The sequence below is a fragment of the Halomonas sp. H2 genome (assembly GCF_050215315.1).
Classification (GTDB): domain Bacteria; phylum Pseudomonadota; class Gammaproteobacteria; order Pseudomonadales; family Halomonadaceae; genus Vreelandella.
The window spans coordinates 1,905,004-1,931,944 of the sequence record NZ_CP189760.1; the positions used below are offsets into that span (position 1 = coordinate 1,905,004).

The 26,941-nt window shown below is 53.4% G+C and carries 27 protein-coding genes and 4 tRNA genes; 20 read left to right on the forward strand and 11 right to left on the reverse strand.

What is annotated here, in order from left to right; all coding sequences use genetic code 11:
- Nucleotides 1–26: 26 nt before the first annotated feature.
- Nucleotides 27–923: a LysR family transcriptional regulator gene (locus ACQE2I_RS08785; protein WP_427031263.1), complete on the reverse strand. Its 897-nt coding sequence runs from the start codon at nt 921–923 to the stop codon at nt 27–29.
- Between the two features lie 180 nt (nt 924–1,103).
- Between ACQE2I_RS08785 and ACQE2I_RS08790 the strand changes: the two genes are divergently transcribed.
- Both ACQE2I_RS08790 and ACQE2I_RS08795 read left to right on the forward strand, forming a co-directional pair.
- Complete coding sequence (locus ACQE2I_RS08790) at nt 1,104–1,802, forward strand: CoA transferase subunit A (protein ID WP_427031265.1); 699 nt, start codon at nt 1,104–1,106, stop codon at nt 1,800–1,802.
- Nucleotides 1,803–1,863: 61 nt separating this feature from the next.
- Entirely contained in the window at nt 1,864–2,529 is a 666-nt protein-coding gene (locus ACQE2I_RS08795) for a CoA transferase subunit B (RefSeq protein WP_427031267.1), read from the forward strand.
- A gap of 69 nt (nt 2,530–2,598) precedes the next feature.
- Here the strand turns inward: ACQE2I_RS08795 and ACQE2I_RS08800 are convergent, their stop codons facing one another.
- Both ACQE2I_RS08800 and ACQE2I_RS08805 read right to left on the reverse strand, forming a co-directional pair.
- Complete coding sequence (locus tag ACQE2I_RS08800; RefSeq protein WP_427031268.1) at nt 2,599–3,366, reverse strand: DUF1338 domain-containing protein; 768 nt, start codon at nt 3,364–3,366, stop codon at nt 2,599–2,601.
- Nucleotides 3,367–3,506: 140 nt separating this feature from the next.
- Nucleotides 3,507–3,770: a GrxA family glutaredoxin gene (locus tag ACQE2I_RS08805; RefSeq protein WP_427031269.1), complete on the reverse strand. Its 264-nt coding sequence runs from the start codon at nt 3,768–3,770 to the stop codon at nt 3,507–3,509.
- 222 nt (nt 3,771–3,992) lie between these two features.
- Between ACQE2I_RS08805 and hybE the strand changes: the two genes are divergently transcribed.
- Together hybE and ACQE2I_RS08815 are read left to right on the forward strand one after the other, a co-directional pair.
- Entirely contained in the window at nt 3,993–4,418 is a 426-nt protein-coding gene (gene hybE / locus ACQE2I_RS08810; RefSeq protein WP_427031271.1) for a [NiFe]-hydrogenase assembly chaperone HybE, read from the forward strand.
- A 56-nt stretch (nt 4,419–4,474) separates the two neighbouring features.
- A complete protein-coding gene (locus ACQE2I_RS08815) occupies nt 4,475–5,248 on the forward strand; it encodes a 3-hydroxybutyrate dehydrogenase (protein ID WP_427031272.1) in 774 nt (257 codons plus the stop codon).
- Nucleotides 5,249–5,300: 52 nt separating this feature from the next.
- Here ACQE2I_RS08815 and ACQE2I_RS08820 read toward each other — a convergent pair whose 3' ends face one another.
- The 3 genes from ACQE2I_RS08820 to ACQE2I_RS08830 are packed head-to-tail and all read right to left on the reverse strand — an operon-like array spanning nt 5,301 to nt 7,593.
- Nucleotides 5,301–5,840 carry a response regulator transcription factor gene (locus ACQE2I_RS08820; RefSeq protein ID WP_427031413.1) on the reverse strand — a complete coding sequence of 180 codons (540 nt, stop codon included), beginning with the start codon at nt 5,838–5,840 and terminating at the stop codon, nt 5,301–5,303.
- Nucleotides 5,841–5,897: 57 nt separating this feature from the next.
- Complete coding sequence (locus ACQE2I_RS08825) at nt 5,898–7,169, reverse strand: ATP-binding protein (protein WP_427031273.1); 1,272 nt, start codon at nt 7,167–7,169, stop codon at nt 5,898–5,900.
- A gap of 7 nt (nt 7,170–7,176) precedes the next feature.
- Nucleotides 7,177–7,593 carry a hypothetical protein gene (locus ACQE2I_RS08830; protein ID WP_427031274.1) on the reverse strand — a complete coding sequence of 139 codons (417 nt, stop codon included), beginning with the start codon at nt 7,591–7,593 and terminating at the stop codon, nt 7,177–7,179.
- A gap of 202 nt (nt 7,594–7,795) precedes the next feature.
- Here ACQE2I_RS08830 and pyrC point away from each other — a divergent pair, with 202 nt between their 5' ends.
- Nucleotides 7,796–8,833, forward strand: coding sequence for a dihydroorotase (gene pyrC, locus ACQE2I_RS08835; RefSeq protein WP_427031276.1), 1,038 nt, complete (start codon nt 7,796–7,798; stop codon nt 8,831–8,833).
- Between the two features lie 81 nt (nt 8,834–8,914).
- Here the strand turns inward: pyrC and mtnN are convergent, their stop codons facing one another.
- Both mtnN and folD read right to left on the reverse strand, forming a co-directional pair.
- On the reverse strand, nt 8,915–9,622 hold the full coding sequence (mtnN, locus tag ACQE2I_RS08840) for a 5'-methylthioadenosine/S-adenosylhomocysteine nucleosidase (RefSeq protein ID WP_427031277.1): 708 nt from the start codon (nt 9,620–9,622) through the stop codon (nt 8,915–8,917).
- Between the two features lie 39 nt (nt 9,623–9,661).
- A complete protein-coding gene (gene folD / locus ACQE2I_RS08845) occupies nt 9,662–10,528 on the reverse strand; it encodes a bifunctional methylenetetrahydrofolate dehydrogenase/methenyltetrahydrofolate cyclohydrolase FolD (protein WP_427031278.1) in 867 nt (288 codons plus the stop codon).
- 215 nt (nt 10,529–10,743) lie between these two features.
- Here folD and ACQE2I_RS08850 point away from each other — a divergent pair.
- The 7 genes from ACQE2I_RS08850 (at nt 10,744) to ACQE2I_RS08880 (ending at nt 15,462) form a co-directional block, all read left to right on the forward strand.
- A tRNA-Pro gene (locus ACQE2I_RS08850) sits at nt 10,744–10,820 on the forward strand.
- Between the two features lie 89 nt (nt 10,821–10,909).
- A tRNA-Arg gene (locus ACQE2I_RS08855) sits at nt 10,910–10,986 on the forward strand.
- Between the two features lie 65 nt (nt 10,987–11,051).
- Nucleotides 11,052–11,126: transfer RNA gene (locus ACQE2I_RS08860), tRNA-His, on the forward strand.
- 34 nt (nt 11,127–11,160) lie between these two features.
- Nucleotides 11,161–11,235, forward strand: a tRNA-His gene (locus tag ACQE2I_RS08865).
- A gap of 389 nt (nt 11,236–11,624) precedes the next feature.
- Nucleotides 11,625–12,866, forward strand: a complete 1,242-nt coding sequence (locus tag ACQE2I_RS08870; RefSeq protein WP_427031279.1) for an NAD(P)/FAD-dependent oxidoreductase — start codon at nt 11,625–11,627, stop codon at nt 12,864–12,866.
- Between the two features lie 196 nt (nt 12,867–13,062).
- Nucleotides 13,063–14,652 (forward strand): peptide chain release factor 3, encoded by a 1,590-nt coding sequence (locus tag ACQE2I_RS08875; RefSeq protein WP_427031280.1) that lies wholly within the window; start codon nt 13,063–13,065, stop codon nt 14,650–14,652.
- 36 nt (nt 14,653–14,688) lie between these two features.
- Nucleotides 14,689–15,462, forward strand: a complete 774-nt coding sequence (locus ACQE2I_RS08880) for a TatD family hydrolase (RefSeq protein WP_427031281.1) — start codon at nt 14,689–14,691, stop codon at nt 15,460–15,462.
- A 10-nt stretch (nt 15,463–15,472) separates the two neighbouring features.
- Here the strand turns inward: ACQE2I_RS08880 and ACQE2I_RS08885 are convergent, their stop codons facing one another.
- Nucleotides 15,473–16,444, reverse strand: a complete 972-nt coding sequence (locus ACQE2I_RS08885) for a YgfZ/GcvT domain-containing protein (protein ID WP_427031282.1) — start codon at nt 16,442–16,444, stop codon at nt 15,473–15,475.
- 165 nt (nt 16,445–16,609) lie between these two features.
- Here ACQE2I_RS08885 and ACQE2I_RS08890 point away from each other — a divergent pair, with 165 nt between their 5' ends.
- From ACQE2I_RS08890 to ACQE2I_RS08915, 6 genes are all read left to right on the forward strand, one after another.
- A complete protein-coding gene (locus tag ACQE2I_RS08890; RefSeq protein ID WP_427031284.1) occupies nt 16,610–16,807 on the forward strand; it encodes a hypothetical protein in 198 nt (65 codons plus the stop codon).
- The gene (locus ACQE2I_RS08895) at nt 16,807–17,214 is read left to right on the forward strand and encodes an OsmC family protein (protein WP_427031286.1); all 408 of its coding nucleotides are present in this window, start codon (nt 16,807–16,809) and stop codon (nt 17,212–17,214) included. Before ACQE2I_RS08890 ends, ACQE2I_RS08895 begins: the two co-directional genes overlap by 1 nt.
- A gap of 39 nt (nt 17,215–17,253) precedes the next feature.
- Nucleotides 17,254–19,278, forward strand: a complete 2,025-nt coding sequence (gene uvrB, locus ACQE2I_RS08900; protein WP_427031287.1) for an excinuclease ABC subunit UvrB — start codon at nt 17,254–17,256, stop codon at nt 19,276–19,278.
- Between the two features lie 232 nt (nt 19,279–19,510).
- Nucleotides 19,511–21,016 carry a fumarate hydratase gene (locus ACQE2I_RS08905; RefSeq protein WP_427031288.1) on the forward strand — a complete coding sequence of 502 codons (1,506 nt, stop codon included), beginning with the start codon at nt 19,511–19,513 and terminating at the stop codon, nt 21,014–21,016.
- 79 nt (nt 21,017–21,095) lie between these two features.
- On the forward strand, nt 21,096–22,514 hold the full coding sequence (gene cls / locus ACQE2I_RS08910; protein WP_427031289.1) for a cardiolipin synthase: 1,419 nt from the start codon (nt 21,096–21,098) through the stop codon (nt 22,512–22,514).
- Nucleotides 22,515–22,565: 51 nt separating this feature from the next.
- Nucleotides 22,566–23,483: a LysR substrate-binding domain-containing protein gene (locus tag ACQE2I_RS08915; RefSeq protein WP_427031290.1), complete on the forward strand. Its 918-nt coding sequence runs from the start codon at nt 22,566–22,568 to the stop codon at nt 23,481–23,483.
- Between the two features lie 8 nt (nt 23,484–23,491).
- On the opposite strand, the gene ACQE2I_RS08920 is transcribed toward ACQE2I_RS08915, so the two are convergent.
- Complete coding sequence (locus tag ACQE2I_RS08920) at nt 23,492–24,583, reverse strand: bifunctional nicotinamide-nucleotide adenylyltransferase/Nudix hydroxylase (RefSeq protein WP_427031291.1); 1,092 nt, start codon at nt 24,581–24,583, stop codon at nt 23,492–23,494.
- Between the two features lie 166 nt (nt 24,584–24,749).
- Between ACQE2I_RS08920 and ACQE2I_RS08925 the strand changes: the two genes are divergently transcribed.
- Both ACQE2I_RS08925 and yccX read left to right on the forward strand, forming a co-directional pair.
- A complete protein-coding gene (locus ACQE2I_RS08925; RefSeq protein WP_427031292.1) occupies nt 24,750–25,649 on the forward strand; it encodes a YihY/virulence factor BrkB family protein in 900 nt (299 codons plus the stop codon).
- A gap of 31 nt (nt 25,650–25,680) precedes the next feature.
- A complete protein-coding gene (gene yccX, locus ACQE2I_RS08930) occupies nt 25,681–25,956 on the forward strand; it encodes an acylphosphatase (RefSeq protein WP_427031294.1) in 276 nt (91 codons plus the stop codon).
- A gap of 10 nt (nt 25,957–25,966) precedes the next feature.
- On the opposite strand, the gene ACQE2I_RS08935 is transcribed toward yccX, so the two are convergent.
- A complete protein-coding gene (locus tag ACQE2I_RS08935; protein ID WP_427031295.1) occupies nt 25,967–26,905 on the reverse strand; it encodes a D-2-hydroxyacid dehydrogenase in 939 nt (312 codons plus the stop codon).
- Nucleotides 26,906–26,941 lie beyond the last annotated feature (36 nt).

Genomic DNA, 26,941 nt, shown 5'->3' on the forward strand with positions numbered 1-26,941 from the left:
ACACTAATCGCCATGATTACAGGGTTTTAGTGCTCGGGTAACGAGGGCGCTTGGACGGTTTTGAGAAGTACGGTACGCAGCGCATGCGCGGCCACGGAAAGCTCTTGCTGAGTCAAAATACCCACTCGACAAGAGATTGAAGGCGCGGTCAACGGTATACAGCGCGCACCCAGCTCATGCATTTGCCGAATACACATGGAAGGCACTGCGCTGACCCCCAGGCCATCGGCGACCATCCGACCTACGGTTGAAAGCTGGTGGCTTTCAAACGCAACCGGCAGCTCCATTTGTTGCTTGCTCAGCTCCTGTTCTAGTAAGCGGCGTACCATTGAAGGGCGTTGCAGGGTAATAAAGTCGTGCTTCAAAAGCGTTGTCCAAGCTAATTGTGTAACCTGGATTAATGGCGAGCCTGGCGGTACAACAGCTACAAAATGGTCTTCGAACAGCGGTGTAAACAGCAGGCTGCCGGTACCTTCGGGAGAAAAGGCAATACCCATTTCAACCTGTCGTGAGCGCACCATCTCGGTGACTTCTTCATTAATCACGTCGTGTACGGTGATGTTGATTTTGGGGTTCTGCTGACGAAATTTTACCAGCGCGGCAGGCAGCAAATTGCACGCGAATGAGGGCATAGCGGCAACGCTGAGCCGCCCAAGCTGAAGGGTGAAGCGCTGGCGCAAGCGCTCCTCGGTATTATCCCACTGAGCTAGCAGGTGCTTGGCGAGTGGTAGCAGCGACTCGCCTTCAGGGGTTAGTCTGACGCTGCGGGTACTGCGAATTAATAATTTGCCACCCAGCGTTTCTTCGAGGCCTTTAATCGCTAAGCTGAGCGCGGGTTGGGATAAATGCAGCCGTTCGCAGGCTTGGGTAAAGCTGAGGGTTTGAGCGACCGTAAGAAAGGCGCGTAGCTGTTTGACGGTCATAATGTGCCTTTTATAAATTTTTTTAATAAATTGATAAGAAAAACAAACTTAACAAATATATCATCTCGCACAACACTGACACTAGCGTAAGATCTAGTTCACCTGGCAGTGATAGCTCATATCACTGCCAGCCCAGTTCACAGACAGCTCATGTTAATGATAACAAGGTGAGGCACAACAATGGCAGGATTCGATAAGCGTGTAGCTTCCTACGAAGAAGCAATGGAAGGCATCGAAAGCGGTATGACCGTCATTGCCGGTGGTTTTGGCTTGTGCGGCATCCCTGAAAACCTGATTGCCGAAATCAAGCGGCGGGGCGTTAATGACCTCACCGTCGCTTCCAATAACTGCGGCGTTGATGGTTTTGGCCTGGGATTACTGCTTGAAGATCGTCAAATCAGTAAGATATTGGCCTCTTACGTGGGTGAAAACGCCCTGTTTGAGAAGCAAATGCTCAACGATGAAATTGAGGTGGTATTAACCCCTCAAGGTACTTTAGCTGAAAAAATGCGCGCTGGCGGTGCGGGTATTCCAGCGTTTTATACTGCGACCGGTTACGGTACGCCGATTGGCGATGGCAAAGAAGTGCGCGAGTTTAATGGCCGCCACTATATTTTAGAGGAAGCCATCATTGGTGATTTTGCCATCGTAAAAGGCTGGAAGGCGGATCGCTATGGCAACGTCATGTACCGTCATACGGCCCAGAACTTTAACCCCATGGCCGCTACTGCGGGCAAAATTACCGTGGTTGAAGTAGAGGAAATCGTTGAGCCAGGTGAGCTTGAGCCTAGCCAGATCCACACGCCAGGTATTTATGTGGATCGCATTATTCAAGGCACGTTTGAAAAACGCATAGAAAAGCGCACGGTGCGCAGCTAACGCAGCGCCACTGTTACAAACGTCTCACTCGCCTATTTAACGATTACAAGAGGAAGTCACCATGGCTTTAACACGAGAACAGATGGCTCAGCGCGTCGCCCGCGAACTGCAAGATGGTTTTTACGTCAACCTGGGTATTGGTATTCCTACCCTGGTTGCCAACTACATTCCTGATGGCATCGATGTCATGCTGCAGTCCGAAAACGGGCTGTTGGGGATGGGCCGCTATCCTAGTGAAGACGAACTTGATTCGGATATGATCAATGCGGGTAAAGAGACGGTCACGGCTCGCCCCGGCGCGGCGATTTTTTCGTCAGCGGAATCGTTTGCCATGATCCGTGGCGGTCATGTCGATCTCACCGTGCTGGGGGCTTTTGAGGTGGACCAACAGGGCAACATCGCCTCATGGATGATCCCCGGTAAATTGATCAAAGGCATGGGCGGTGCCATGGACCTCGTCGCCGGTGCTGAAAACATTATTTGCACCATGACGCATGCCTCCAAACATGGCGAATCCAAATTGCTGGAAAAATGCCAGCTGCCGCTGACCGGCGCTGGCTGTATTAACCGCGTTTTGACGGATTTAGCTTATCTCGAAATCAAGGACGGGGCTTTTATTCTCAAAGAGCGCGCACCAGGCGTTAGCGTTGAGGAGATCATCGAGAAAACGGCGGGTAAACTGATCGTGCCCGAGCATGTTCCCGAGATGACCTTTGATACCGAGTAAAGGCTTTTTAGCTCAGTGATCCATGCAATGGCGTTGGTACGGCTTAGGGCAAACACTGCCTAATACATATCACGCCATTTCACAGCGGGTATGGTGCGGCAAAAGGGCTTCAGCAACGCGGTCATGGTCATCCTCAACGTGCTTTTGGGTCAGCGCCAGCCCGCCTAAACAGAGGCGGTGCTCATCGCCATCACTGAAGACGATCTTTTGTGGGGTGGTTGGGTAAAAGCGATGATCCAGCAGCGATGACACCGTGAAGACGCCATTTTGCTGGCCGTGCAGGCTGGACATACCCACTTCAGTGAGGCGCTGATCCAGCGTAGTTAATGGTTCGCCTAATTGGCCGCAATCAAAGCCAGCGTGATGTAGTCGCGGTCCCATCACGGCTATCCATGCGGCAAGCGGGTGCGCATGCTGCAACTGTTGGTAAAGCGCCCACGAAGGCATGGGCCATGGCCGCCCCCGGCAAAGTAAATTATGCCCTTTGCAGTCTTGCGGGTGTGATTGCTGGACCAGCTCTGCAATGGCTTCCCGTGGCGCTTTTGAGAGTGTACCCATTTGCAGTTCAGCTAGTACTAACCAGCTACCACCGTCGCTGGGCGCTAAGAGGTGCACGAGCAGGCCTTTATCCGCCATAGCGTAATGAGCGGTTGTGCGATACCCCATATGCGCTAAATTGCCGGTGAGGGCGGAAGCGGCAAAAGGACCATAATTAAGGGTTACCAGCGTTAAATATTCGGCAGCCGTTGAAAGCGGCCAAAGTCGAAGCGCTCCGATATCCGGGTGCGCGTGTATATAGTCAAGCCACAGCTGTTGAACAAACTCCTGACGCTGCATGGTGAACTCCTTGCCCAAAAGTGGCGCACCCTAGCGTGAGCCATTGCGTAGTTGCTCAGTATAGGCCTGCGCAGCAGGTAAGGGTTCAACGGCGATTAACGCGCTTTTTAACGCCACACGTTTTTTAACGGATTGGGCAATTAAACGGCGAGTAGCTGCTTGTCGCGGACAAATTGATCAAACTCAGTAAAGCCGCCGACATGGGTTTGATCGACAAATACCTGTGGCACGGTGTGAATCGGTGTACCGGCTGTTTTGGCGATATCTTCTTTCGTCACGCCTTCAGAAGGCATGTCGACATAGCGGTAGCCGTCAACCTTGCCAGCTTTCTCTAAGTGTTCGGCAAGGTGCTTTGCGCGCACACAGAAAGGGCATGACATTCGGCCAAAAATAACCACAAACATAGCTAGTGCTCCTATAGATTAAGCAGGGTATGTAAAAGAGTAAGTAAAAAAAGTGAGATAAAGCGGTATGCAATCGAAAGTAGCAAGCGAGCTGGTGCATAGTCTATTGCTAGGTGCTAATTTTGCGGCCATTGTGGCTGAGCAGAACACATTTCGCCAATAGCGACCCACTACGTTGGCCATTAATACCTGTTATCAGCCTGGAGAAAACGAACAACATCTATGCAAACGCTTACCGTTAACGAGTACGCCTTTCTTACTGGGTTGGCCAAAGCTTACCGAGATGCTCACCTGCCCGCCATTAAGCAAGTTGACGGCTGGAACCCGCGCTTAGGGGTGGATGCACTATGCTTTCAACCACAAGGGGAAGAGCGCATGGTGGGGGCATTGATTACGCCCTGTGAGCTTTGGCTGGTGGTAGTGCCTGACCAAGCTCGGCTAGCTGAGCCCTTGGCTGATACGTTGACGCTGTCACTGCCTTCCGGCACTTATCAATTGACGCTTGAGCGCCTGCCGGGTGGCTATGAACTCTATAAGCGAGCCATTTTGCGTGATTTAAGCGAACTCGACAGTATGCAGGAAGCTGCAAGGTTGGCGCAGCAAATGATGGTGCGTTTAATGCAATCGGTCGCAGAGCCTCAAGAATAGGCGCGCGTGGCTATACTAATCAAACCCTTCCTCTCTCTCTCGTAAAGGAAATGCCTATGACTTCTCAAGCCGTTTCAACGCCGCGCGTTGCGCTGGTAACAGGTACTAGCAGTGGTATCGGAGCCGCCGTTGTTAAGCACTTTTGCGAACTAGGTCACCAAGTTCTCGCGGTTGATTTTAATCCTGCTGGCAAAGCCGTTGCAGAGCAGGCGGGCGCTGCCTTTTTTGAAGCCGATCTGACCGACCCTGACGCCTGCCGAGCGGCGGTGGCCGATGCTGTCAATCGTTTTGGCGGTGTCGATATACTGGTTAATAACGCTGGTATTCAGCATGTGGCTTCAATTGAAACTTTTCCCGAAGAGAAGTGGCGTCAGATTATGGATCTGATGCTGACGGCGCCATTCTTGCTCACCCAAGCGGCTTGGCCTCATATGCGTAAAAATGGCTGGGGGCGGATTGTTAACGTGGCATCAATCCATGCTCAGGTCGCCTCGCCGGGTAAAGCCGCTTACATCAGCGCTAAACACGGCATGATTGGTTTAACCAAAACCGCGGCGTTGGAAGGTGGTGAGCAGGGCATTACCGCTAATGCGGTTTGCCCGGCCTATGTGAAAACCCCGCTGGTGGATAACCAGATTGCTGATCAAGCGAAGCTAAATAATATGGATGAGAAGGAAGTGATCGAAAAAGTGATGCTCAAACAGGCGGCGATTAAACGCTTAATCGAGCCTGAAGAGGTTGCCCAACTGGTCGCTTACTTAGCATCCGACGCTGCTGGCGCGGTGACAGGGTCAAGTTTCAATATTGATCTAGGCTGGACAGCACATTAAGTGCTTAAGCCCCTACAGAAATGTTTCGCACCTGCTTGGGGGCTTAAATAAACTATCGACGTACCGGGCGTTTTTGTAATTTGCGCTGCAGGGTGCGGCGATGCATGCCCAGCGCTCGCGCGGTGGCGGATATATTGCCATCGTGTTCCTGCAGCACTTTCTGAATATGCTCCCAGGTAATACGGTTTATTGATGGCGGGTTGTCAGCCAACTCAATATCCGGGTCACCACCTTGCTGTTCAAAGGCGCTTAAGACGTCGTCCGCATCCACTGGCTTGCAGAGGTAATTAACGGCGCCAAGCTTAATGGCTTCAACCGCCGTGGCAATGCTGGAGTAGCCGGTAAGCACCACGATGCGACAGTGGGGCGCGCTGGCAAGCAACTCAGGAAGCAGTTTTAACCCTGAGCTGTTTTCCAGCTTAAGGTCAAGGGTTGCCATGGTGGGCAGGAACTGAGCGGCCATGGTTAGCGCTTGCTCAGCGTCGTGGGCGACAATGACCTCATAGCCACGCCGCGTCAGCGCGCGATTAAGCACATGACAAAACATTTCATCGTCATCAATGATCAGCAGGCGTTGCTCTCGGGTTTGCATCATGTCCTCAATCCCATTTCCTCAGTCTCTTGCCGCAAGTGCTTGGGGCGGTAGCGTTTAATTAGCTGCCGCACAGCGGGGTAGCGTTACTTCTGTCAACGTACCGCCTTCTTGATGATTATACAGGCTTACGCCGCCACCAAAGCGATTGATAGTGGCGTGTGTTAAAAACAAACCGATGCCCATGCCTTTGCTTTTGGTTGAAATAAACGTTTCACCCAACTGGTCGGCAATCGACATGGCGACCCCTGGGCCGTGATCACGAATATCAATCACCACGCTCTCGCCCTGCCAGTCTAAGCGGATGGCAATCTGCTCAGGGTTGGCGTCGGCGGCGTTATTCAGCAAGTTTGTTAACGCTTGATCAAGGGTGGCATCCACGGCGAGCCAGGGGCGGCCGCGTTTTTCGGTTACATCAAACTGATGGCTAACATCCGGACGTAGCACCAGCCAGCGCTGTACAACGCCCGCCAGCCAAACCTGCGCGTCGAGCACTTCGGGCTCTGCCATACGCCGTCGGTCAGCATTAGAGACTAAATTTTGCAGGCGCGATTTGCACACATCTACCTGCTGGCGTAATAGGCTAATGTCTTGCCCCAGCGCAGAGTCCGTTGGCGCGTCTGTCTGCATCTCTTTTAGCAGTACTGCCATGGTAGACAGCGGCGTCCCCAGTTCGTGGGCAGTGCCTGCGGCTTGGGTAGCCACCGCCAACACCTGCTCGTTACGCAGCGCAGCTTCACGGGTCCGGGAGAGCGCCTGATCACGGCTACGTAGCGCGTGAGCCATTTTGTAGATAAAAAACGTGACGAGTCCCGCCGAGAGGCCAAAGTTCAGCCACATGCCTAATATGTGCAGGCTCAGGGGGCTATCGCTGCTGATATGACCCAACTGAGGAATCGGGTAGTAGGAGAACATTAAAAAGGTGTAACCCGCCATTGAGCAGGCGGCGATGATCCAGGCGTGGCGCCACGGCAGGGTGGCCGCGGCAATTGTCACAGGCACAAGGTAGTAAGTAATAAAGGGGTTGGTGGAGCCGCCCGAGAAGTAAAACAGTAGCGTCAAACCGCTAATGTCGGCGAGCAAATGCAGCAAGTATTCCAGGTGGGTAACGGCGCGAGGGCGACCCAGCCGCCACCAAGTGGCGATATTGAGGATGCCCATGGCAATAATGACGATCAATATCGCTGTGACCGGCAAGTCAAAAGCGAGCAGTTCTACACCGACAATGATGGCCAGTAAAAAACCTGTCCAGGTTATCCCACGCACGATGGTCAGGCGTACCAAGTTGCGATTGGGCGTAGAGAGCGGTAGTGGAAGGGCTGTGGGCATGATGGGCTTACTTCGCCTTAGCTTTAAAGCCGTGAATGACAAACTTAATAAATAGCGTCATGACATAGGTGGTCCAGCCTGCCGTCGCCAGTATATTGAACAGCAGTATTTTTGGCGGCAGCCAGGCGCTGCCCAGTAAGGCGTTGAGCATGATATGGAAGAACATCGCCAGTAGCAGCGGCAGCGCCAGGGTATGTATCCACATATCCGTGCGTCGTTTGCGGATGTGATATCGGCGCAGCAAATAGCGCAGTGGCCGATGGGCCCAGCTAAAGAATACCAGAGCGCCAATTGCCAATAGGCTGGCAAGGGTGGGTTCAGTGCTGCCGATATGAACGGAGAGCGAAATCGACCAAGCAAGGCTTAGCCACATCACACCTTCCAGGCTGGCAATAATATCCGCGTAACGTCGTACATTCTGCATAAACAACTTGTTCCTTGCCGCTGAAACCTGCCAGTAAAAAAGCCCCGTCATGATACGACACTTGGGCAAAGCTGTGGGGCTTAGGCGGCGGATTTATCCAATCGCCCAATGGCGTATACTGTACGAACCCTTTTTTGTTGATTTGACGTCAGCACAACGACTTAACTCCATCACAGACCCAGCCGCGGTTAAAGGACATAATGTGGATATAGTAACACTGACCCGCCCCGATGATTGGCACCTGCATTTGCGCGACGATGAGGCGCTAAAAGCGGTAGTAGGTCATACCGCGGCCCAAATGGGGCGCGCTATTATCATGCCTAATTTAACGCCTCCGGTGACCACCACGGCTCAGGCGTTGGCATACCGCCAGCGTGTTTTAGACGCGTTGCCGGCGGGCAGTGCTTTTGAACCTTTAATGGTGCTTTATCTCACCGATACCACGCCGCCTGAAGAAATTGAGCGTGCCGCGCAAAGTGGCATTGTCAAAGCGGTTAAGCTTTATCCTGCTGGGGCCACCACCAACTCTGATTCGGGTGTCACCGACTTGACCCTTTGTGACGCCACAATCGCGATGATGGTTAAAGTGGGTATGCCGCTTTTGGTTCACGGTGAAGTCACCGATGCAGAGATTGATATTTTTGACCGTGAAGCAGTGTTTATTGAAAAAGTCATGAAGCCACTGCTTGAACGTCATCCGACGCTAAAAGTGGTGTTTGAACATATCACCACCCAGCAGGCAGCAGAGTTTGTAGCCCAGGCCCCCGATACGATTGCAGCAACGATTACCGCGCACCACTTGCTGTTTAATCGCAACAAAATGCTGGTGGGCGGGATCCGTCCGCATTATTACTGCCTACCCATCTTAAAGCGTGAGCAGCATCGCCAGGCGCTGCTAAAAGCGGCTACCAGCGGTAGCCATAAGTTCTTTTTAGGTACCGATAGCGCGCCTCACTCCCAGGGTGCCAAAGAGTCAAGCTGTGGCTGTGCCGGTGCCTACACGGCGCCTGCAGCTATTGAGCTTTACGCGACGGCCTTCGATGAAATGAACGCGTTGGATAAGCTTGAAGCGTTTGCCAGCCTAAACGGGCCGCGTTTTTATGGGCTTGCGCCTAATGCGGATACCGTCACGCTAGAGCGGCGCGAATGGACGCTGCCCGAAAGCTACGCTTATGCCCAGGGTGAGAAAATTATTCCCCTCCTGGCGGGAGAAGCGCTTAGCTGGGCGCTAAAAGGATAGTTAATAAGATCATTAATAAGGTCGTTTATTGATGCCGCCGACGCTTTAACGTCGGCGGCATCAAGCGTTTAGTAAATCCTATTAAGCGTTGCCAAGCTGCTTCAGCATTTGATCAACCATACGCGATGAGTGGTCGGCGGCGATTGCCAGGAACTGATCAAACGAAAGGTGGTTGTCGCCACTGCCGGGGATGTCGGAGAGTGCGCGAATGACCACGAAAGGGCAGCCATAGAGATAGCAGGTTTGGGCTATCGCGGCGCCTTCCATCTCAACGGCGAGCATAGTGGGGAACTGGGCGCGGGTCGCTTCTACGCGGGCAGGGTTGGCCATAAAGGCGTCTCCTGTTGCGATCATGCCTTCGCGTACCTGGACTTCGCCAAGCGAGGCAATGGCGTTACGCGCGACGTTGCGTAGCTGTGTATCTGCTAGATAGGCCGCGGGCATGCCGGGTACTTGACCCATTTCGTAGCCGAATACCACGGCGTCAACATCGTGATGGCGCAGCTCATCTGAAATAATCACGTCACCAATATTTAAATCGGTGGCAAATCCGCCTGCTGACCCGGTGTTGATGATGGCATCGGGTTGGTGACGCTCTAATATAATAGCCGTGCCCACCGCAGCGTTGACTTTGCCAATTCCTGATTGCAGTACGATGACTTCAAGGCCGTAACGCGTGCCGGTATGAAACACAAAACCCGCGTGTTCATAGCGTTGCGGGTTGTCTAGCTGGGCCACCAGCGTGCTTACTTCCTGCGCCATCGCGCCAATAATGCCAATACGCTTCACTGCGCAATGCTCCTGCATAAAGAGGTGGGTGGGGTTGAATTAAGCGTGGGGTGCCGTGTCATGCTGCTCAGCGGCTTCCAGCGTATTTTCCAGCAGTGTTGCGACCGTCATCGGCCCGACGCCACCCGGCACCGGGGTGATAAAGCTGGCGCGTTCGGCGGCGGCCACAAAATCGATGTCGCCGATTAATTTGCCATCTGCTTGGCGATTGATGCCGACATCAATGACGACAGCTCCGGGTTTAATCCAATCACCCTTAACAATCCCCGGTATGCCCACCGCGACGACGACAATGTCAGCACGTCTAACGTGATCCTCAAGGTTTTGGGTAAAGCGGTGGCATACCGTGGTGGTGCATCCCGCTAGCATCAATTCCAGTGCCATAGGGCGGCCGACGATATTAGAGGCACCCACCACGGTGGCATCCAGGCCGCGTAGCGCGATATCGCTTTGCGCCAGCAGTGTTATGATGCCTTTAGGTGTGCAGGGGCGCAGCGCAGGCATACGTTGGGCTAAGCGGCCGAGGTTATAAGGATGAAAGCCATCGACGTCCTTGTCAGGGCGAATCCGCTCTAAAATGGGGTTGGCGTCCATGTGCTTAGGCAGCGGCAGTTGAACAAGGATGCCGTCTACGGCAGGGTCGTTGTTGAGCTGATCGACAAGGACTTCCAAGTCAAGCTGAGAGGTTGTGGAAGGTAGCGCATGTTGAAAAGAGACAATGCCCGCTTGTTCGCAGGCGCGGTGCTTATTATTGACATAGACTTGAGAGGCGGGATCGTCCCCAACCACAATCACGGCTAGTCCCGGTGCCCGTCCGCCAGCTTGACGGCGTGCGGCGATTTTTTCGGCAACCTGTTGGCGGACAGACGCGGCGATGGCTTTGCCATCGATTAGTTGGGCAGTCATGTAGTGGAATCCCTGTAGACATGGACATGGAAAAGGCTGGAGCAATTATGTGCTCACGCATCAGTGCCTTTGAAAGGCGGCAATTTTCGCATGCCAGGGCATCTAGGCAAAGCGTCTAAACTCATAATCACTTTAATGGTTGACTTTAAAATTAAAAATAGTAATATATGCCTCGCTTGAGACGGGCCATGCGGTAGCGTCTAAGAGTGATAATTCGGGATGTAGCGCAGTCTGGTAGCGCGCCTGCTTTGGGAGCAGGATGTCGGGGGTTCGAATCCCTCCATCCCGACCACGCTTAACGCGAAAGGTAGTAGTTTGCTTTTCCAAGCTTTGGTTGTGGTCTGTGCTCATCAGTATTCGTTACTTCTGAATGCTTTATGTGCGCCCATAGCTCAACCGGATAGAGCAACGGCCTTCTAAGCCGTAGGTTGCGGGTTCGATTCCTGCTGGGCGTGCCATCTAATTCAGTGGTTACAACCTGTCAGAATCATATCTTCAAGCATATTACGTAAGATTGTCTATGGTGGGTGTAGCTCAGGGGTAGAGCCCCGGATTGTGACTCCGGTGGTCGTGGGTTCAAATCCCATCATCCACCCCAGTGACAATATTTGCGTTTCCAGTTTTAGGTTGTGGTGGGTGTAGCTCAGTGGTAGAGCCCCGGATTGTGACTCCGGTGGTCGTGGGTTCAAGTCCCATCATCCACCCCATTAGCCTCGCTTCTATCTCTTTCCCTCTCTTATTTCTCCTTCTGATTTTCCATATATTCTCCTTAAAATTTATATGCCCTTGTCAGGGATTTTCGCGTTTCTGGCTTTTGCTTGTGTGTCATCGCAGCAAAGACGACACGGTTTTGCGACGCACTAGCATGGGTGTCGCAATGGGTGGGCTGAAGACATTAACTAAAAGCTACCGCTAAGAAGATGCTATCCCGCTGATAGTGTTGTTATCCTTTTTGGCTTTTAACAGTGATAATTGCTGTTTTTTGAAACTAAAATAGCGTTATCTACTATGTTAAAGCAAGTGGTTTGGTGATATTTTTCAAAGAGTTATTATTCATCAATGGCAATTCAGAACAGGCAGTGGGGAGTGCATCACAATGGCGCGTCAAACGGTGGTTTTAGGAGCGGGCATGGTCGGTGTCAGTATTGCGTGGCATTTACGTCAACGTGGGCACGACGTTACTCTGGTGGATCGCCTTGAGCCTGGCCGAGAGACCTCGTTTGGCAATGCGGGCATTATCCAGCGTGAAGCAGTAAGGCCATACCCTTTTCCCCGCGACGTTAAAACGCTATTAAGTGTATTGCCTAATCGCCGGGTAGATATTCGCTATCGCCCGGCGGGTATGGTTAACGCAGCCTCTCCGCTGTTGCGCTATTGGATGAACTCGTCGCCGAAAAACTATCAGAAAATTGTCCCCGAATACGCTTCGTTGATTCAGCTTTCATTGACGACCCATGGGCCGATGATTGAGGCCGCAGGAGCTGAACACTTGGTGCGCCGACAGGGCTGGCTTGAGCTTTACCGTAGCCCTGAAAAGTTGGCGGCACGGTTAACTGATGCTGAAGAGGCACGCCGCCTTTATGGCGTTCAGTTTGAACAATTGGATAGGGCCGCGTTATTAGCCAAAGAGCCTAATCTGAGTGACGCGATCATGGGCGCGATTCATTGGCTTGATCCCTGGACAGTGGCCGACCCAGGCGCGCTGGTAGAGGCCTATGCGCAAGCGTTTAGCAACGATGGCGGACGTATTCTGCAGGCAGATATTAAGTCTGTTCAGCAGGTGGGGAGCCGCTGGCAGGTTCATACCAGCGCTGAAACATTAGAGGCTGATGAAGTCGTTGTGGCGCTAGGGCCCTGGGCAGGAAGTTGGCTGAAAGAGTTGGGTTATCATTTTCCTACCTTTGTAAAACGCGGTTATCACATGCACTACGCACCACAGGCAGCAGCCAAGCTAAATTACTGGGTGATGGATGCAGAAGTGGGCTACTTGCTGGCGCCGATGAATGCAGGCGTGCGTCTGACCACGGGGGCGCAGCTTGACCATTTGGATGCGCCTGCTGATGTCAAACAATTGGCTGCTGCTGAGAAGGTCGCGCGCAGCCTCTTTCCGCTAGGCGAGCGCCGCGATGAAGCGCCTTGGAAGGGCTCGCGGCCGTGCTTGCCGGATATGAAGCCAGTGATTGGCCCCGCGCCGCGACACCCCGGCCTATGGCTTGCTTTCGGGCATGGTCATCAAGGATTTACGTTAGGGCCTGCGACAGGGCTGCTGTTGGCGGATATGATGGAGAGACAGCCTACTGCCATTGATATGGCGCCATTTAGAGCTGATCGTTTCTGATCATTGTTAAAAACGCTGACTTGTTCAGCGTTTTTTTGGTCTGTATTCAGGGTGGGTAACCTTGATGCCGCCCGCGACAACAGCCGTCTCCAAGCGTTACAATCGTCACATTGGAAATTGCTCATTGCGCGGTGGCTAGTTAGTTAAAAGCTGCTAATTGAGCGCGGCGCTGAGATTACCTATTCGAAGAGGCACAATGAAAGATACTCAATTAGCCCGCGAAGCTGATCTTCGCAGGACCTTCGCTATTATCTCGCACCCTGATGCCGGTAAAACCACGATCACCGAAAAGATGCTGCTGTTCGGCAATGCTATTCAGATGGCCGGATCGGTAAAGAGTAAGCGTAATGACCGCCACGCGACCTCGGACTGGATGAAGATGGAACAGGAGCGGGGGATTTCTGTTACCACCTCCGTGATGCAGTTTCCCTACGGCGGACGCATCGTTAACCTGCTGGATACACCCGGCCACGAAGACTTTTCTGAAGATACCTATCGCACGCTGACGGCAGTTGACTCTGCACTGATGGTGATCGATGGCGCTAAAGGCGTGGAGGATCGCACTATCAAGTTGATGGAAGTGTGCCGTCTGCGTACCACGCCGATCCTCACCTTTATCAATAAAATGGACCGTGATATTCGAGACCCCATTGAGGTCATGGATGAAGTCGAAACGGTATTGAATATCCAGTGCGCCCCGATGACCTGGCCTATCGGAATGGGCCGTCATTTTAAGGGTGTTTACCACCTTTATAACGACGTAGTGCATCTTTACACCCAGGGTCAGGGGAGCCGAATCCCCGACGATAAGCGGATTGAAGGCTTACACAGTGCCGAAGTCGATGCCGTGCTGGGAGAAGATCAGGCTGAAGAGCTGCGCATGGAGGTAGAACTGGTGCGCGGTGCCTCCCATCAATTCGATCTGGACGCCTACCGTCGCGGCGAGCTCTCGCCGGTCTATTTCGGTACCGCCATGGGCAATTTTGGGGTACGCGAGATGATGGACGGTTTCGTTGAATATGCACCGCCGCCCCAAACTCACGAAACTAACACTCGTGAGGTGACTGCTGGCGATGAGCGCTTTACCGGCTTTGTCTTTAAAATCCAGGCCAACATGGATCCCAACCACCGTGATCGCATTGCTTTTTTGCGGGTCTGCTCGGGAAGGTACGAAAAGAATATGAAAATGCGCCACGTGCGCATTGGTAAGGATGTCAAAATTGCCGATGCGTTGACCTTTATGGCCTCCGACCGCTCTCAGGTGGAAGAGGCGTGGCCAGGCGATATTATCGGTTTACATAACCACGGTACGATTCAGATCGGCGATACCTTCACCGTGGGTGAGGATATGCGCTTCACCGGGATACCGCACTTTGCCCCAGAGCTATTCAAGCGCGTGCGGCTGAAAGACCCGCTGAAAATGAAGGCTCTCCAGAAAGGTTTGCAGCAGCTTTCAGAAGAAGGCGCGACCCAGGTCTTTATGCCGATTGACAACAATGACCTGATCCTCGGTGCCGTGGGCACCCTGCAGTTTGATGTGGTCGCCCACCGGCTTAAAGAAGAGTACAAGGTTGATTGCCTGTACGAAGGGATCAATGTACAGACTGCCCGCTGGATCTACTGCGAAGATGCTAAAAAGCTGGAAGAGTTTAAGCGTAAGGCCAGCAACAACCTGGCCATTGATGGCGGTGGCTTTCTCACCTATATCGCGCCGACCCGGGTTAATTTACAGATGACCCAGGAGCGCTGGCCGGATATTCGTTTCCAGCCTACCCGCGAGCACTAATTTTTTAAATGCCTGTTTTAAAACGTCTGGGTGCCCATGCTAGTTGATGCTCACTGCCATCTCGATTTTGCCCAGTTCGATGCTGATCGAGCTGCGCTCTTTGAGGCGGCAAAGGCAGTGGGCGTGGCGCGCTTTGTAGTGCCTGGAACGACCCGTTCCCGCTGGCAGCAAGTGCTGGCGCTAGCCGAACGCGCCGATACATGGGTTTGCCTGGGGTTGCACCCTTACTTTGTGGATCAGCATCACGAAGTGGATGTAGCCGCGCTTGATCAACTGTTAAAGGAGCATCCTGAAGTTGTAGCAGTTGGGGAGTGCGGGCTCGACGGTCGCTTTACCGATACGCTTGACGCTCAGTGGCACTACTTTGACGCCCAGTTAAAACTGGCCAAGCAGCATGCGCTGCCGGTCGTTATTCACTGTGTCCAGGCCAATGATCAAGTCGCTAAGCGGTTGCGCCAGCTTGCGCTTCCCCAAGCGGGGCTGATTCATGCCTTCGCTGGCTCAATCGAGCAAGCGACCAAGTTTCTCGACCTGGGCTTTAAGCTAGGCCTGGGCGGTGCGGTAACCTATGAGCGGGCTCGGCGCTTACAGCGAACGGTGCAGGCGTTGCCCGATGACGGCTATGTGCTGGAAACCGACAGCCCTGATATGCCGCTCAGCGGCTACCAGGGCAAGCGCAATGAACCTAGCCGAGTTGTTGAGGTGTGTGAGGTAGTTGCCAAGCTTCGCGGCCAGACCACAGACCAAGTCGCAGTACACAGCAGCGCCACCGCCTCGGCGCTGTTCGGCTTTGACTATCCTGAAACCTAGCACCTTTAAACTAGCTATTGAGGCTAATGGCTAGTTGCTCGGGATCAACGCGCTCAATGGTATAGGGTAATGTAAGCAGGGTCGCTTGGGCGCCTGCCAAGAAGAGTGGCGTTTCTTCTTCAGCCACTTTGGTACTCATCACTGCGAGTAATTCAACGCAGCCTTGCTCATTAAAAGCGCTGATAACCACTTCGCCTAGCGTTTTATCATCACTATTCACCAAGCTGGCGCCTACTAGCGGCAGCGCAGTCGTCTCTACGCTGGCGCGTATTAAGCGCTTTTTAACCTGTCCACGAAAGTGAGCCCGGGCGACCACTTCCTGCCCGGTATAACAGCCCTTTTTAAAGCTAATGCCGCCAAGCGCCTCCCAGTTAAGCATTTGGGGAAGGAAATGATCCTGCTGGGCATCGGTTAACCATGCCAGTCCGCTGCGGATATCTGCAAGCTGCCAAGCGTTGCGGCTAGCTTCATCATCCTTAACTGATGTCAGAGCGCTTTGGCTAGTGTGCTCGAAACACAATAGCCAGCGTGGTGCCTCACCAGGACAGCGTAGTACGCAGGTTTGGCCAGCGCTGGTATGAGTGGCTACTTGCTTGGGTAGCGCTAATTCAAACGCTTCAGCCAGCGCCTGGGCCTCTTCGCTGGCGCCGATAAAGGTTAGCTCGGGCAGGGCGACCAATTCAGCTCGGTAAAAGGCGGCGAATTTTTTAAGATGGCTGGCTAAGCTGTCTAATAGGGTAGCGCTAAGCAGCAAGCGGAAATGCTCATCGCCCAAACGTAACAACTGCGCGTTGGCCAGCATCCGTCCTTTAGGGGTACAGAAACAGGTGAGCGGGGCAAAGCGTCCATCTGCCAAGCTGACCTGGGCGCTGGTTTGCCCTTGAAGAAACTTTTCAGCGTCCGCACCTTTCACATCTAACGCAGCAAGGTGACTTAGGCGGACGCTGCCAAAGGTGGCATTGCTAGAGGAAACGGTCGCCATAAAAACTCCTGAAAAGGTGGGGAAGTGCCGGTGACTAAATAGTCTAGAGACTAAACTCGTTAGCCATTAGGTGTGGGCAGTGGGCATTAATTGCAAGGCACCATTAGCGTGCTAGACTCTTTGCCTTGTATGAGTTTTGCACAGGTCAACAGGCAGGGATATGGTATGGCGCAGCAATCGTTAACATTTCAAGGTGTAAAGACCGTCGAGCAGGTTAATAAAATCACCACGGCGTTGATGATGTTAGAGGGCGTGGACAGTGCTGAAGTCGGCCGCCACGGTGCCGATGTAGACGGCAAAGCGAAACGCGAAACCCTGATCAATGCCATCGATAAACTCAAGTTAGGCGTAAAGGTATCCTAATGCACCCACCGATTACCGTAATCAGCGAGCGTAACCACGTGTTTAGGCAGCGCGTTGAGGTCAACGGTTTAGAAGACCTTTACGCCGATGTGCCGCCCGTCATGGGCGGCGAGGGCAGCGCACCTGACCCGCATGATTATTTTGACATTGCCTTGGGCACCTGCAAAGCGATTACCGTACAGATGTACGCCAAGCGTAAGGAGTGGCCGCTTGAGGGTATTACCGTCACCGTTCAGCGCGATGACCGTCAGGAAAAAAAGGGTATCTACAAACTAGAGGTAGCCTTAACGCTGCACGGTATTGATGACCCTGAGCAGCGCGCTCGGCTTGAAGATATTAGTCATCGCTGCCCCATCCAGCGATTGATGACTGAATCAACGGTTGAGATCGCGACACGGCTTGTTTAGTTTTTTCGCGTTTAATTTTCCTTCCCTTCAGGAGTAACGATGAGCAAAGCCTTTCGATTGCAGTCTAAATTTCAGCCTGCTGGCGACCAGCCTGCCGCCATTAAAGGGCTGATTAGTGGCCTGGAATCTGGGCTCGCCCATCAAACCTTGCTGGGGGTAACAGGCTCGGGCAAAACCTTCACCATGGCCAATGTGGTTGAGCAGCAGCAGCGCCCGACCATTGTAATGGCACCCAATAAGACCCTTGCGGCGCAGCTGTATGGCGAATTTAAAGCGTTTTTTCCTGATAACGCGGTCGAGTATTTCGTTTCCTACTACGACTATTATCAGCCCGAAGCCTACGTGCCTGCGTCAGATACGTTTATTGAGAAAGACGCCTCGATTAACGACCATATCGAACAGATGCGTCTGTCAGCAACCAAGGCGCTACTTGAGCGTCGCGATGCGCTGATTGTGGTATCTGTTTCAGCCATTTACGGCTTGGGTGATCCCGACCAGTATCTAAAGATGCGTCTTCACTTCACCCGCGGTGAACTAATTGACCAGCGCGCCTTCTTGCGCCGTTTGGCCGAGCTTCAATATACCCGTAACGATATGGATTTCCGCCGTGGCACCTACCGGGTACGCGGCGACGTCATCGATATTTTCCCCGCGGATTCTGACGAAGAGGCGGTTCGGGTGGAGCTGTTTGACAGCGAAATAGACACAATCCGCCTATTCGATCCGCTGACCGGGGCCGTGCGGGGTGAAGTGGCGCGCATGACGATCTACCCTAAATCGCACTACGTCACCCCACGGGAAACGATTTTGGGTGCGATTGACGCGATTAAACAGGAGCTCAAAGAGCGCCTTGAGTGGATGCGTAAGCACGAACGGCTGGTAGAAGCACAGCGTCTTGAACAGCGCACGTTATACGATATTGAAATGATGCTGGAGCTCGGCTACTGCAACGGTATCGAAAACTACTCCCGCTACCTCTCGGGCCGAGCACCAGGCGAGCCGCCGCCGACTTTCTTTGATTATCTGCCCGACGATGCACTGCTGTTTATCGACGAATCCCACGTCAGCGTGCCCCAGGTAGGCGGCATGTATAAGGGCGACCGTTCACGCAAAGAGACGCTGGTCGAGTATGGTTTTCGGCTGCCCTCGGCGTTGGATAACCGGCCCATGAAGTTTGAGGAGTGGGAATCAATCTCTCCGCAAACTATTTTTGTCTCTGCCACACCTGGCCGCTACGAAGGTGAGCACGCCAGTCAAACGGTTGAGCAAGTCGTGCGTCCCACCGGGCTGTTGGACCCTGAAATTGAAGTACGCCCGGCAAGCACTCAGGTAGACGACTTGCTGTCAGAAATTGGCCTGCGCACCGCAGTCGGAGAGCGGGTGCTGGTGACCACGCTAACCAAACGCATGGCTGAAGATCTAACCGAATATTTCGATGAGCACGGTATTCGTGTGCGCTACTTACACTCGGATATCGATACCGTCGAGCGGGTCGAAATCATTCGCGATCTGCGCTTGGGGAAGTTTGATGTGCTGGTGGGAATTAACCTACTGCGCGAAGGGTTGGATATCCCTGAGGTCTCGCTGGTGGCGATTCTGGATGCGGATAAAGAGGGCTTTCTACGTGCTGAGCGCTCGCTCATACAAACGATAGGCCGGGCTGCCCGTAACGCCCACGGTAAAGCGATCTTATACGGTGATCGTATTACCGATTCGATGCGCAAAGCCATCGATGAAACCGAGCGGCGGCGGGCGAAGCAGACCGAACACAACCTAGAGCATGGTATTACGCCGACGACTGTGACGCGCTCCGTGGCCGATATTCTGGAAGCCGCCCAGGCACCGGGTAAGAAGAGCAGCCGGCGGCGTGGCAGCGAACGCAAGGTGGCGGAAAGTGCCGCTGAGTATGATCTGGCGACGATGAGTCACCATGACCTGCTGGGCGCGATTAGTAAGCTTGAAGATGCCATGTTTGAAGCAGCGCAAAATCTGGAGTTTGAAGAGGCGGCGCGACTGCGTGACCAGCTCCATCAGATGCAAGAGAAACAGCTGGCGCTGGGGTAGAACGCCGCCTAGTTGTCACTCTGGATGGCAATGCTATTGCGGGGTTTTTATACCGTTATCTTGGTTGGCAGTGCTATTCGACGAAAGCTCTAGCCTGAGTCATCAGATCGTTGCCGGGGAGTGCTGCCGCCAAAGGGGCAATACGGTATACTTGCCCCACCTAAGACGGCACTTTCGTAAGCGCGAGAGAAGAAAGCCGCAGACTAGACGATAACCTAGGAGCTTTTAGTCCATGACCGTGATTCGCCAGGACGACGTTATTCAAAGCGTTGCCGATGCTCTGCAGTACATCTCTTACTACCATCCTAAGGATTTTATTGACGCCATGGCGGCCGCCTATGAGCGTGAAGAGAATCCCGCAGCGAAAGATGCAATCGCTCAAATTCTGATTAACTCGCGAATGTGCGCCACCGGGCATCGTCCCATTTGCCAGGATACCGGCATCGTCACCGTGTTTGTTCACGTGGGCATGAGCGTGACCTGGGAAGCGGACATGAGCCTGGACGACATGGTCAATGAAGGCGTTCGTCGCGCATACTTGCTGCCTGATAATGTTTTACGTGCGTCCGTACTAGCGGACCCAGACGGCAAACGTGCCAACACCAAAGACAACACCCCGGCGATTATTCACCATTCGATTGTACCCGGTGACAGCGTCGATATTCACGTTGCTGCGAAGGGCGGTGGCAGTGAAGCAAAATCCAAGTTTGCCATGCTCAACCCCTCAGACAGCGTGGTTGATTGGGTGATGGAGCAACTGCCGAAAATGGGTGCTGGCTGGTGCCCGCCCGGCATGCTGGGGATTGGCATCGGCGGCACCGCTGAAAAGGCGATGATGATCGCCAAAGAAGCGCTACTCGACCCTATCGATATTCAGGATCTGCAGGCCCGCGGGCCGAGCAACCGTGCCGAAGAGCTGCGTTTGGAGCTGTTCGATAAGGTTAATAAGAGCGGTATCGGTGCCCAGGGCTTAGGTGGTTTAACGACCGTGCTGGATATCAAAGTCAAAGACTATCCGACCCATGCGGCCAACAAGCCCGTCGCGATTATTCCTAACTGCGCAGCGACCCGTCATGCCCACTTTACGCTGGATGGCTCAGGCCCCGCAGCGCTAAAAGCGCCGAGACTTGAAGATTGGCCGGAAATCACTCGCGAAGCGGGCGAGAACGTCAAGCGCGTTAATCTTGATACCATGACGCCGGCGGAGGTCAAAACCTGGCAGCCCGGTGATACGCTGCTGCTCAATGGTAAACTACTAACGGGTCGTGACGCGGCCCACAAGCGCATGGTCGATATGCTGGCCAAAGGCGAACCGCTGCCGGTGGATATGAAAGGGCGGTTTATCTACTACGTCGGCCCGGTAGACCCGATTGGCGATGAAGTTGTCGGCCCGGCAGGCCCCACTACCGCCACGCGGATGGATAAATTTACCCGCACCATGCTGGAAGAGACCGGCCTGCTTGGCATGGTCGGTAAAGCAGAGCGTGGCCAAACCGCTATCGATGCTATCCGTGACAATGAAGCTGTGTACCTAATGGCCGTCGGTGGTTCGGCTTACCTGGTTGCCCAGGCGATCAAGAAGTCGCGGGTGGTCGGATTTGAAGACTTAGGCATGGAGGCAATCTACGAATTTGAAGTAGAGGATATGCCCGTGACCGTTGCTGTTGATAGCCAAGGCACATCGGTGCACAAAACTGGGCCTGCCAAGTGGAAAGAGATTATTGCCCAGTCGGCTTAATAGATTGGGTAGCATGGAGTAGGCATTAACGCACAGGGCTTCGCTGACGGCGAGGCCCTTGCTTTATGAGGACGCTACTATGACCTCCTGGTTGCTAGGGACTAGCATCTTTTTGATACACCTAATGGGTATCGTTTCAGCCATTATGGCACTCATGTCTAGTCGTACCTCCCAGGGCGCTGTGGCATGGATTATATCACTGCTTACTTTCCCCTATTTGGCGCTTCCCGCTTACTGGTTTTTTGGCCGCCCGCGGTTTTATGGTTATGTATCCGCCCGCGGTCAGCGCGATAGCGTATTGCGCCGGGTGCTCGTGCGTTATCGTGCCAATGTGGAGCCCTACATTGCGCCTGCGAGCAACGCGGATATTCAGGCGGTCGAGCAACTGGCTATGATGCCGCTGACTCATGGCAATCACGCTACGTTACTGATTGATGGCCCAGCGACCTTTGAGAGTCTTTTTGACGGCATTGACCGTGCTGAACAGTATGTGTTGTTGCAGTTTTTTATTATCCGCAACGATGCGCTTGGGCAGCGCTTGAAAAGCCATTTGCAGCGTGCCGCCCAGCGCGGTGTGCGGGTGTATTTTCTTTACGATGAGGTAGGCAGCCGCAAATTAAGTGGCAGTTACCTGAATGATTTAGTTAACGAGGGCGTGGCCGTTAGCGCTTTCCGCTCTTCGCGAGGGTTGAAACACCGCTTTCAGCTTAACTTCCGTAATCACCGTAAAGTAACCGTCATCGATGGCAGAGAAGGCTGGGTAGGTGGCTTTAATGTTGGCGTCGAATACCTGGGCGAAGATCCACGCCACGGGCCTTGGCGGGACACACATTTAATGCTCGAAGGCCCCAGCGTGCTGGGTTTGCAGGAGGCATTTTGGGAGGATTGGCACTGGGCCACCGATGAGGTTATCAGTTTAAACTGGAGGGCGGAGATGTCGCCGAGCATGGATCATCACGTTGTGATCGTGCCTTCAGGGCCAGCTGATCGCCAAGACACGGCCAGTTTGCTGATCCAACAGGTCATTCATAGTGCCAAACAGCGCCTATGGGTCACCAGTCCTTATTTTGTTCCCGACCAGGGAGTTCAAGATGCGCTACGTTTAGCGGCAATGCGCGGCGTGGACGTGCGTGTCATGATTCCTGAACGCCCAGATCACCTGCTTGTATTCCTTTCGGCGTTCTCATTTCTGCCGGACATGCTACGCGCAGGCGTTAAAATATACCGTTATCTCCCTGGTTTTCTACATCAAAAAGTCATGTTGGTAGATCAAGAGGCGGCCACGGTAGGTACCGTCAACCTGGATAATCGCTCGTTTCGGTTAAATTTTGAAATTACAGCGTTTATTCCTAGCAGTGATTTTGCTGCCAGCGTGCAGGTGATGCTAGAAAAAGATTTTGAGCAGTGCCGTCGTGTGACCATCGATGAAATTAACCAGCGCTCGATGTGGATGAAAGTCGTCTCGCGTGCTGCGTACTTAATGGCGCCTGTTCAATAGCCGAGATGGCGTAATAAAAACTGTACAATAGGTGGGACAAGGAGTCATCAGGTGAATCTTGAAACAAAATGGCTAGAAGATTTCGTTGCGCTCGCCAATACGCGCAGCTTTTCAGCCTCCGCGCGACAACGCCACGTGACGCAGCCAGCCTTTAGTCGACGTATCCGCGCCCTGGAACAGGCGGTCGATGTCACCCTGGTAGACCGCTCAACCACGCCGGTGGGTTTAACGCCAGAAGGGCAGCTATTTTTGGTCACCGCGCGCAATCTGGTCGAGCAGTTAAATGAATCACTTAGCCATCTACGGGGACTGTCTATTGCTAATGAGGCCCTGGACATTGTCGCGGCGCACTCGTTGGCGTTAAGTTTCTATCCGCCTTGGATTTCCCGCTTACAGAAAGGCTTGGGTGAACTACCAACGCGGCTGGTTGCGATGAACGTGGGAGAGGCGATTCATGTTCTGCGCGAGGGCAATTGTGATTTGATGCTCGCCTATTACGACCCGTTTGCCACCATGCAGTTAGATGCCGAAGTATTTCCGTCTTTTTCAATTGGCAAGGTCAATATGCTGCCCGTTTCACTGCCAGACGAGCAGGGCAAGCCGAAGTTTTCACTCCAACATGACGCGTCAATTCCCTATCTTTCCTACACTCAGGGCGCTTTTTTGGGCCGCAGTGTACGCATGCTGCTAAAGAATGACCCGCTGCGTATGAAGTTGCGCACCGTGTATGAAACCGCCATGGCCGAAGGGTTAAAAGGAATGGTGTTACAGGGCGTTGGCGTGGCTTGGATCCCTGATTTTTGTATTCGTGAAGAGTTAAAGAGCGGCCGCTTAGTAAGAGCGGGGGATCAGAGCTGGGATATTCCCCTGGAAATTCGCTTATACCGCTGCTCGATGGTGCATAAGCCTGGTGTGGAGCGTTTGTGGCGGCAGATGATGAAGCTGCCGCGTGACTTTCTACAAGCCTGACGCGTAACCTAGCTGCCGAAATCGGCCGGTAAGCCCAAAAAGTTTTGAATAATAAAGAAGTGGTCTTCAAACAGGCTGTCAGGCTCAAGGTCGGCAAGCGCTACCCAGCGTGCGTGGTCACCGCCTTTAACGGGTTTAAGGGTGGGTAGCTGCTGGTCGGGGCGTAAGGCAAAATAGAACGCTTCTGCCAGGGTGCGCCCACGCCAACTACGATGTGGCTCATCAAATAGACGTTGGCCGCGTAATGAGCCTTTAAGCACTGGTTCAGGGACTTTTAACCGCAAGCGTTCGCGTAGTTCTCGTAAGCAGGCATCCAGTAAGCGCTCGTGGGGATTAATAAAACCACCGGGCAGCGCATAAAGTCCTTTGCCCGGTGCGGCCGCGCGGCGTACCAGTAATACGTGCCCAGACTGAACAACAACGGCGTTAACCGTGACGAAAATTGGCGGGTAGGGCGCTTGAGCCCAGGCCAGACGGTATTGATCCAGAAGTCGCTGCTCTTCAAGCAGCTGATGGTAAGCGCTCATTTTGCAAAACTTCTTCACGCTTTCCACCACGCCAGGCGGTAAGTCGTGATAAGCCCCGGTAGTTAAATAGTCATTGGTTGCGCCAGAGGAGCGGAACAAGCGCTCGCGGATTTGGCTTGCAGAAATACCTTCCACGGGTTGTACACTTACCGATTCCCACTGTGGGAAGAGCGAAAGATAGTAGCTGGATAGGCCTCGGCTAGCCCCGATCAAGCCAATGCGCGGTAGTCGGGCATTGGCAGGCGCGGCCAAATTGCGTACTTTGCGCTGCACGTCCCGCACCCACACGTCGTCGTTGTAAAGGGCATCCAGCAGCGGTGTGATTTCTAAGCGCTGGTTGTCAGCGTCATCAAAGCCTGCCCGGAGCATGGCTTGACGCTCTTCAAACCGCCATGGATTTCGCAACGAACGCGCCTGCCAGGAAGAGCCCACCAGTACAATCACCTGCCGCGCACGCTTTAGCGCCTCGCGGATAATCGCCAAGTGCCCCAGATGGGGGGGCTGAAAACGGCCAATAAATACCAAGCAGTCGAAGTCACAGGCGTTGGCAGTGTGCGCAATATCAGTGGCCATCCAAGCTTCCTTTCGTTTGGCGATATGAGTGAGCCATTATGAGTGGCCGAATAGGAGGGCACAACGTACCAGAAAACTGCGCTGAACGCTGTGGTTAGGTATGCTTGGAAACGTTTATTGATAACGTTTAAAAAACGCCTCGTTAACAACGACACAGGGAGTGATCATGATTAAGCGTACGGCTAATTTCTGGTGGGGCGTGGTACAAGATGCTACTGCACTATGGCTTGCGCGCAACGCATTTAGCTATGCGGGCTCGCTGGCGTTTTATACGCTTTTCTCACTGGCACCGACCATTATTATTGCCGTCACGGTCATCGGCGTTGTGATGGGTGAAGAAGCAGCTCAAGGCCAGATAGTGGCCCAGTTGCAGGGCACGTTAGGGATGGATGCCGCGATTGCTATTCAAGACGCCGTCGCTCAATCGAGGGTAGAAGAGTCTGGTTTAATGCCGACCATCCTAGGCATCGGAGCGCTGATGATTGGCGCCACGACGGTCTTCGCTCAGATGCAGTTTTCGCTTAATACTATTTGGGGTGTAACAGCGAAGCCCACCTCCAACAGCGCGTTACGTTTTATTAAGAGCCGATTGCTATCGCTGACAGTCGTGCTCTCAATAGGATTTATACTGCTCGTTTCATTAGTGCTGGGCGTTGTGCTGCGAGGGGTGCTGCTCGTTGCCGACAATTTATTCCCGTTCGCGGGCCTTTTTACTACCACGCTTGAGTCGCTTATTTCAGTCGCCATGGTGACCCTGCTCTTTGCAACTATTTTTAAAGTCCTTCCCGATGTGGTATTGCGTTGGAAGGACGTGCTCATTGGCGCCTTTGTGACTGCCGTGCTATTCACGTTGGGTCGTAGTGTGATCGCGGTTTATCTGGCCTATACGGCCACGGCGTCGACCTACGGCGCGGCAGGGTCGGTCGTGATGATCTTGCTATGGGTTTATTACAGCTCGCTAATACTGCTATTTGGCGCGGCATTTACCCGTTCGTTATTATTGCGTCGTGGCCGTAAGCTCATCCCGCGCAATAGTGCGATACTGATTAAGCATGAATTTGTCTAAGTTTTTGAGCTAGCGGAGTGAGGAGGAGAGTATGGCCGACTGCTACGTACATGCTTTGGTCACTGGCAAGGTGCAGGGCGTCTGGTATCGCCGAACGACTCAAGAGCAAGCGCTTAAGCACGGCATTACGGGCTACGCCAAAAATTTGCCCGATGGACGCGTTGAGGTGCTGATGTGCGGGCACCCCGACGCGGTGAAACGATTGAGTGAATGGCTATGGCAAGGTCCAGAGGGCGCGCGGGTAACCCATGTTGAACTTGAAATTTTGGATCAATGCCGCGCCCCTGACCATTTCGCCACTCACTAATACGCAGTGCTCAAGCGTTTTGCCAGTCGGCAATATTTTGCGCCGTCAGGCTCACAATGTTTTGCCGTGCTTCGGGGGTTATCCAGGCGTTATGTGGTGTGACGATTAAGTTAAGCGGCTCGCTTAGGGCATCCAGCAGTGGGTGTCCTTCTCTAGGTGGTTCAGCGGGGAGCACATCGACTCCCAAGCCGCCAATCTTGCCACTACGCAGCGCCTCTAATGCAGCTTCTTCATCGATAACACCGCCCCGGGCGCAGTTGACCAGCAACAGCGATGATTTAACACGAGCTAAACGTTCGCGATTAATCAAGTGTTTGGTCGCTTCGCTTAACGGGCAGTGCAGGCTAATTATGTCGGCGTCAGGTAGCAGCTCGTCTAGGGCGGGGCGCTTATCATTGGCCTCGTTACCTGGGCGAGCGGCAAACGTCACACGCATTGCAAAGGCCTCGGCCAAGCGTGCCACTTCAGAGCCTAATTCGCCTTGTCCGACCATAACAAGGTGTTTACCCGCTAGCTGTAGCGTCGGGTAGTCCTGTAAACAGAAGAAAGCACTGCGCTGCCACTCGCCAGCGGCCACATCGCGTTGGTAGCGGGGAAGCCGGTTAGCCAGCGCAAGCATCAGCATCAACGTGTGCTGGGAAACGCTGGCGGTGCCGTAAGCTGCAACGTTTTTAACCGCAATGTTTTGGGCTTTGGCGGTTTCAAGATCAATGTTATTAAGCCCTGTGGCCAAAACACAAATTAACCGCAGCTTGGGCAGCTGCTGCAGTGTGTCGGCGTCCAATACAACTTTGTTGACAATTGCAATATCCGCATTGGCGAGGCGTTCAAGCGCCTGCTGAGTCGTGCTTTGCTCAAACACCTCAAGGCGTGAGACCGACGCTTCAATTGCGGTTAAGTCGATCTCGGGGCCGAGGCTCTGCGCATCCAGTATTACCGCATGAGGCATTTTATTCTCTCCATTCGCTGCCAAAGGCTGCATAAC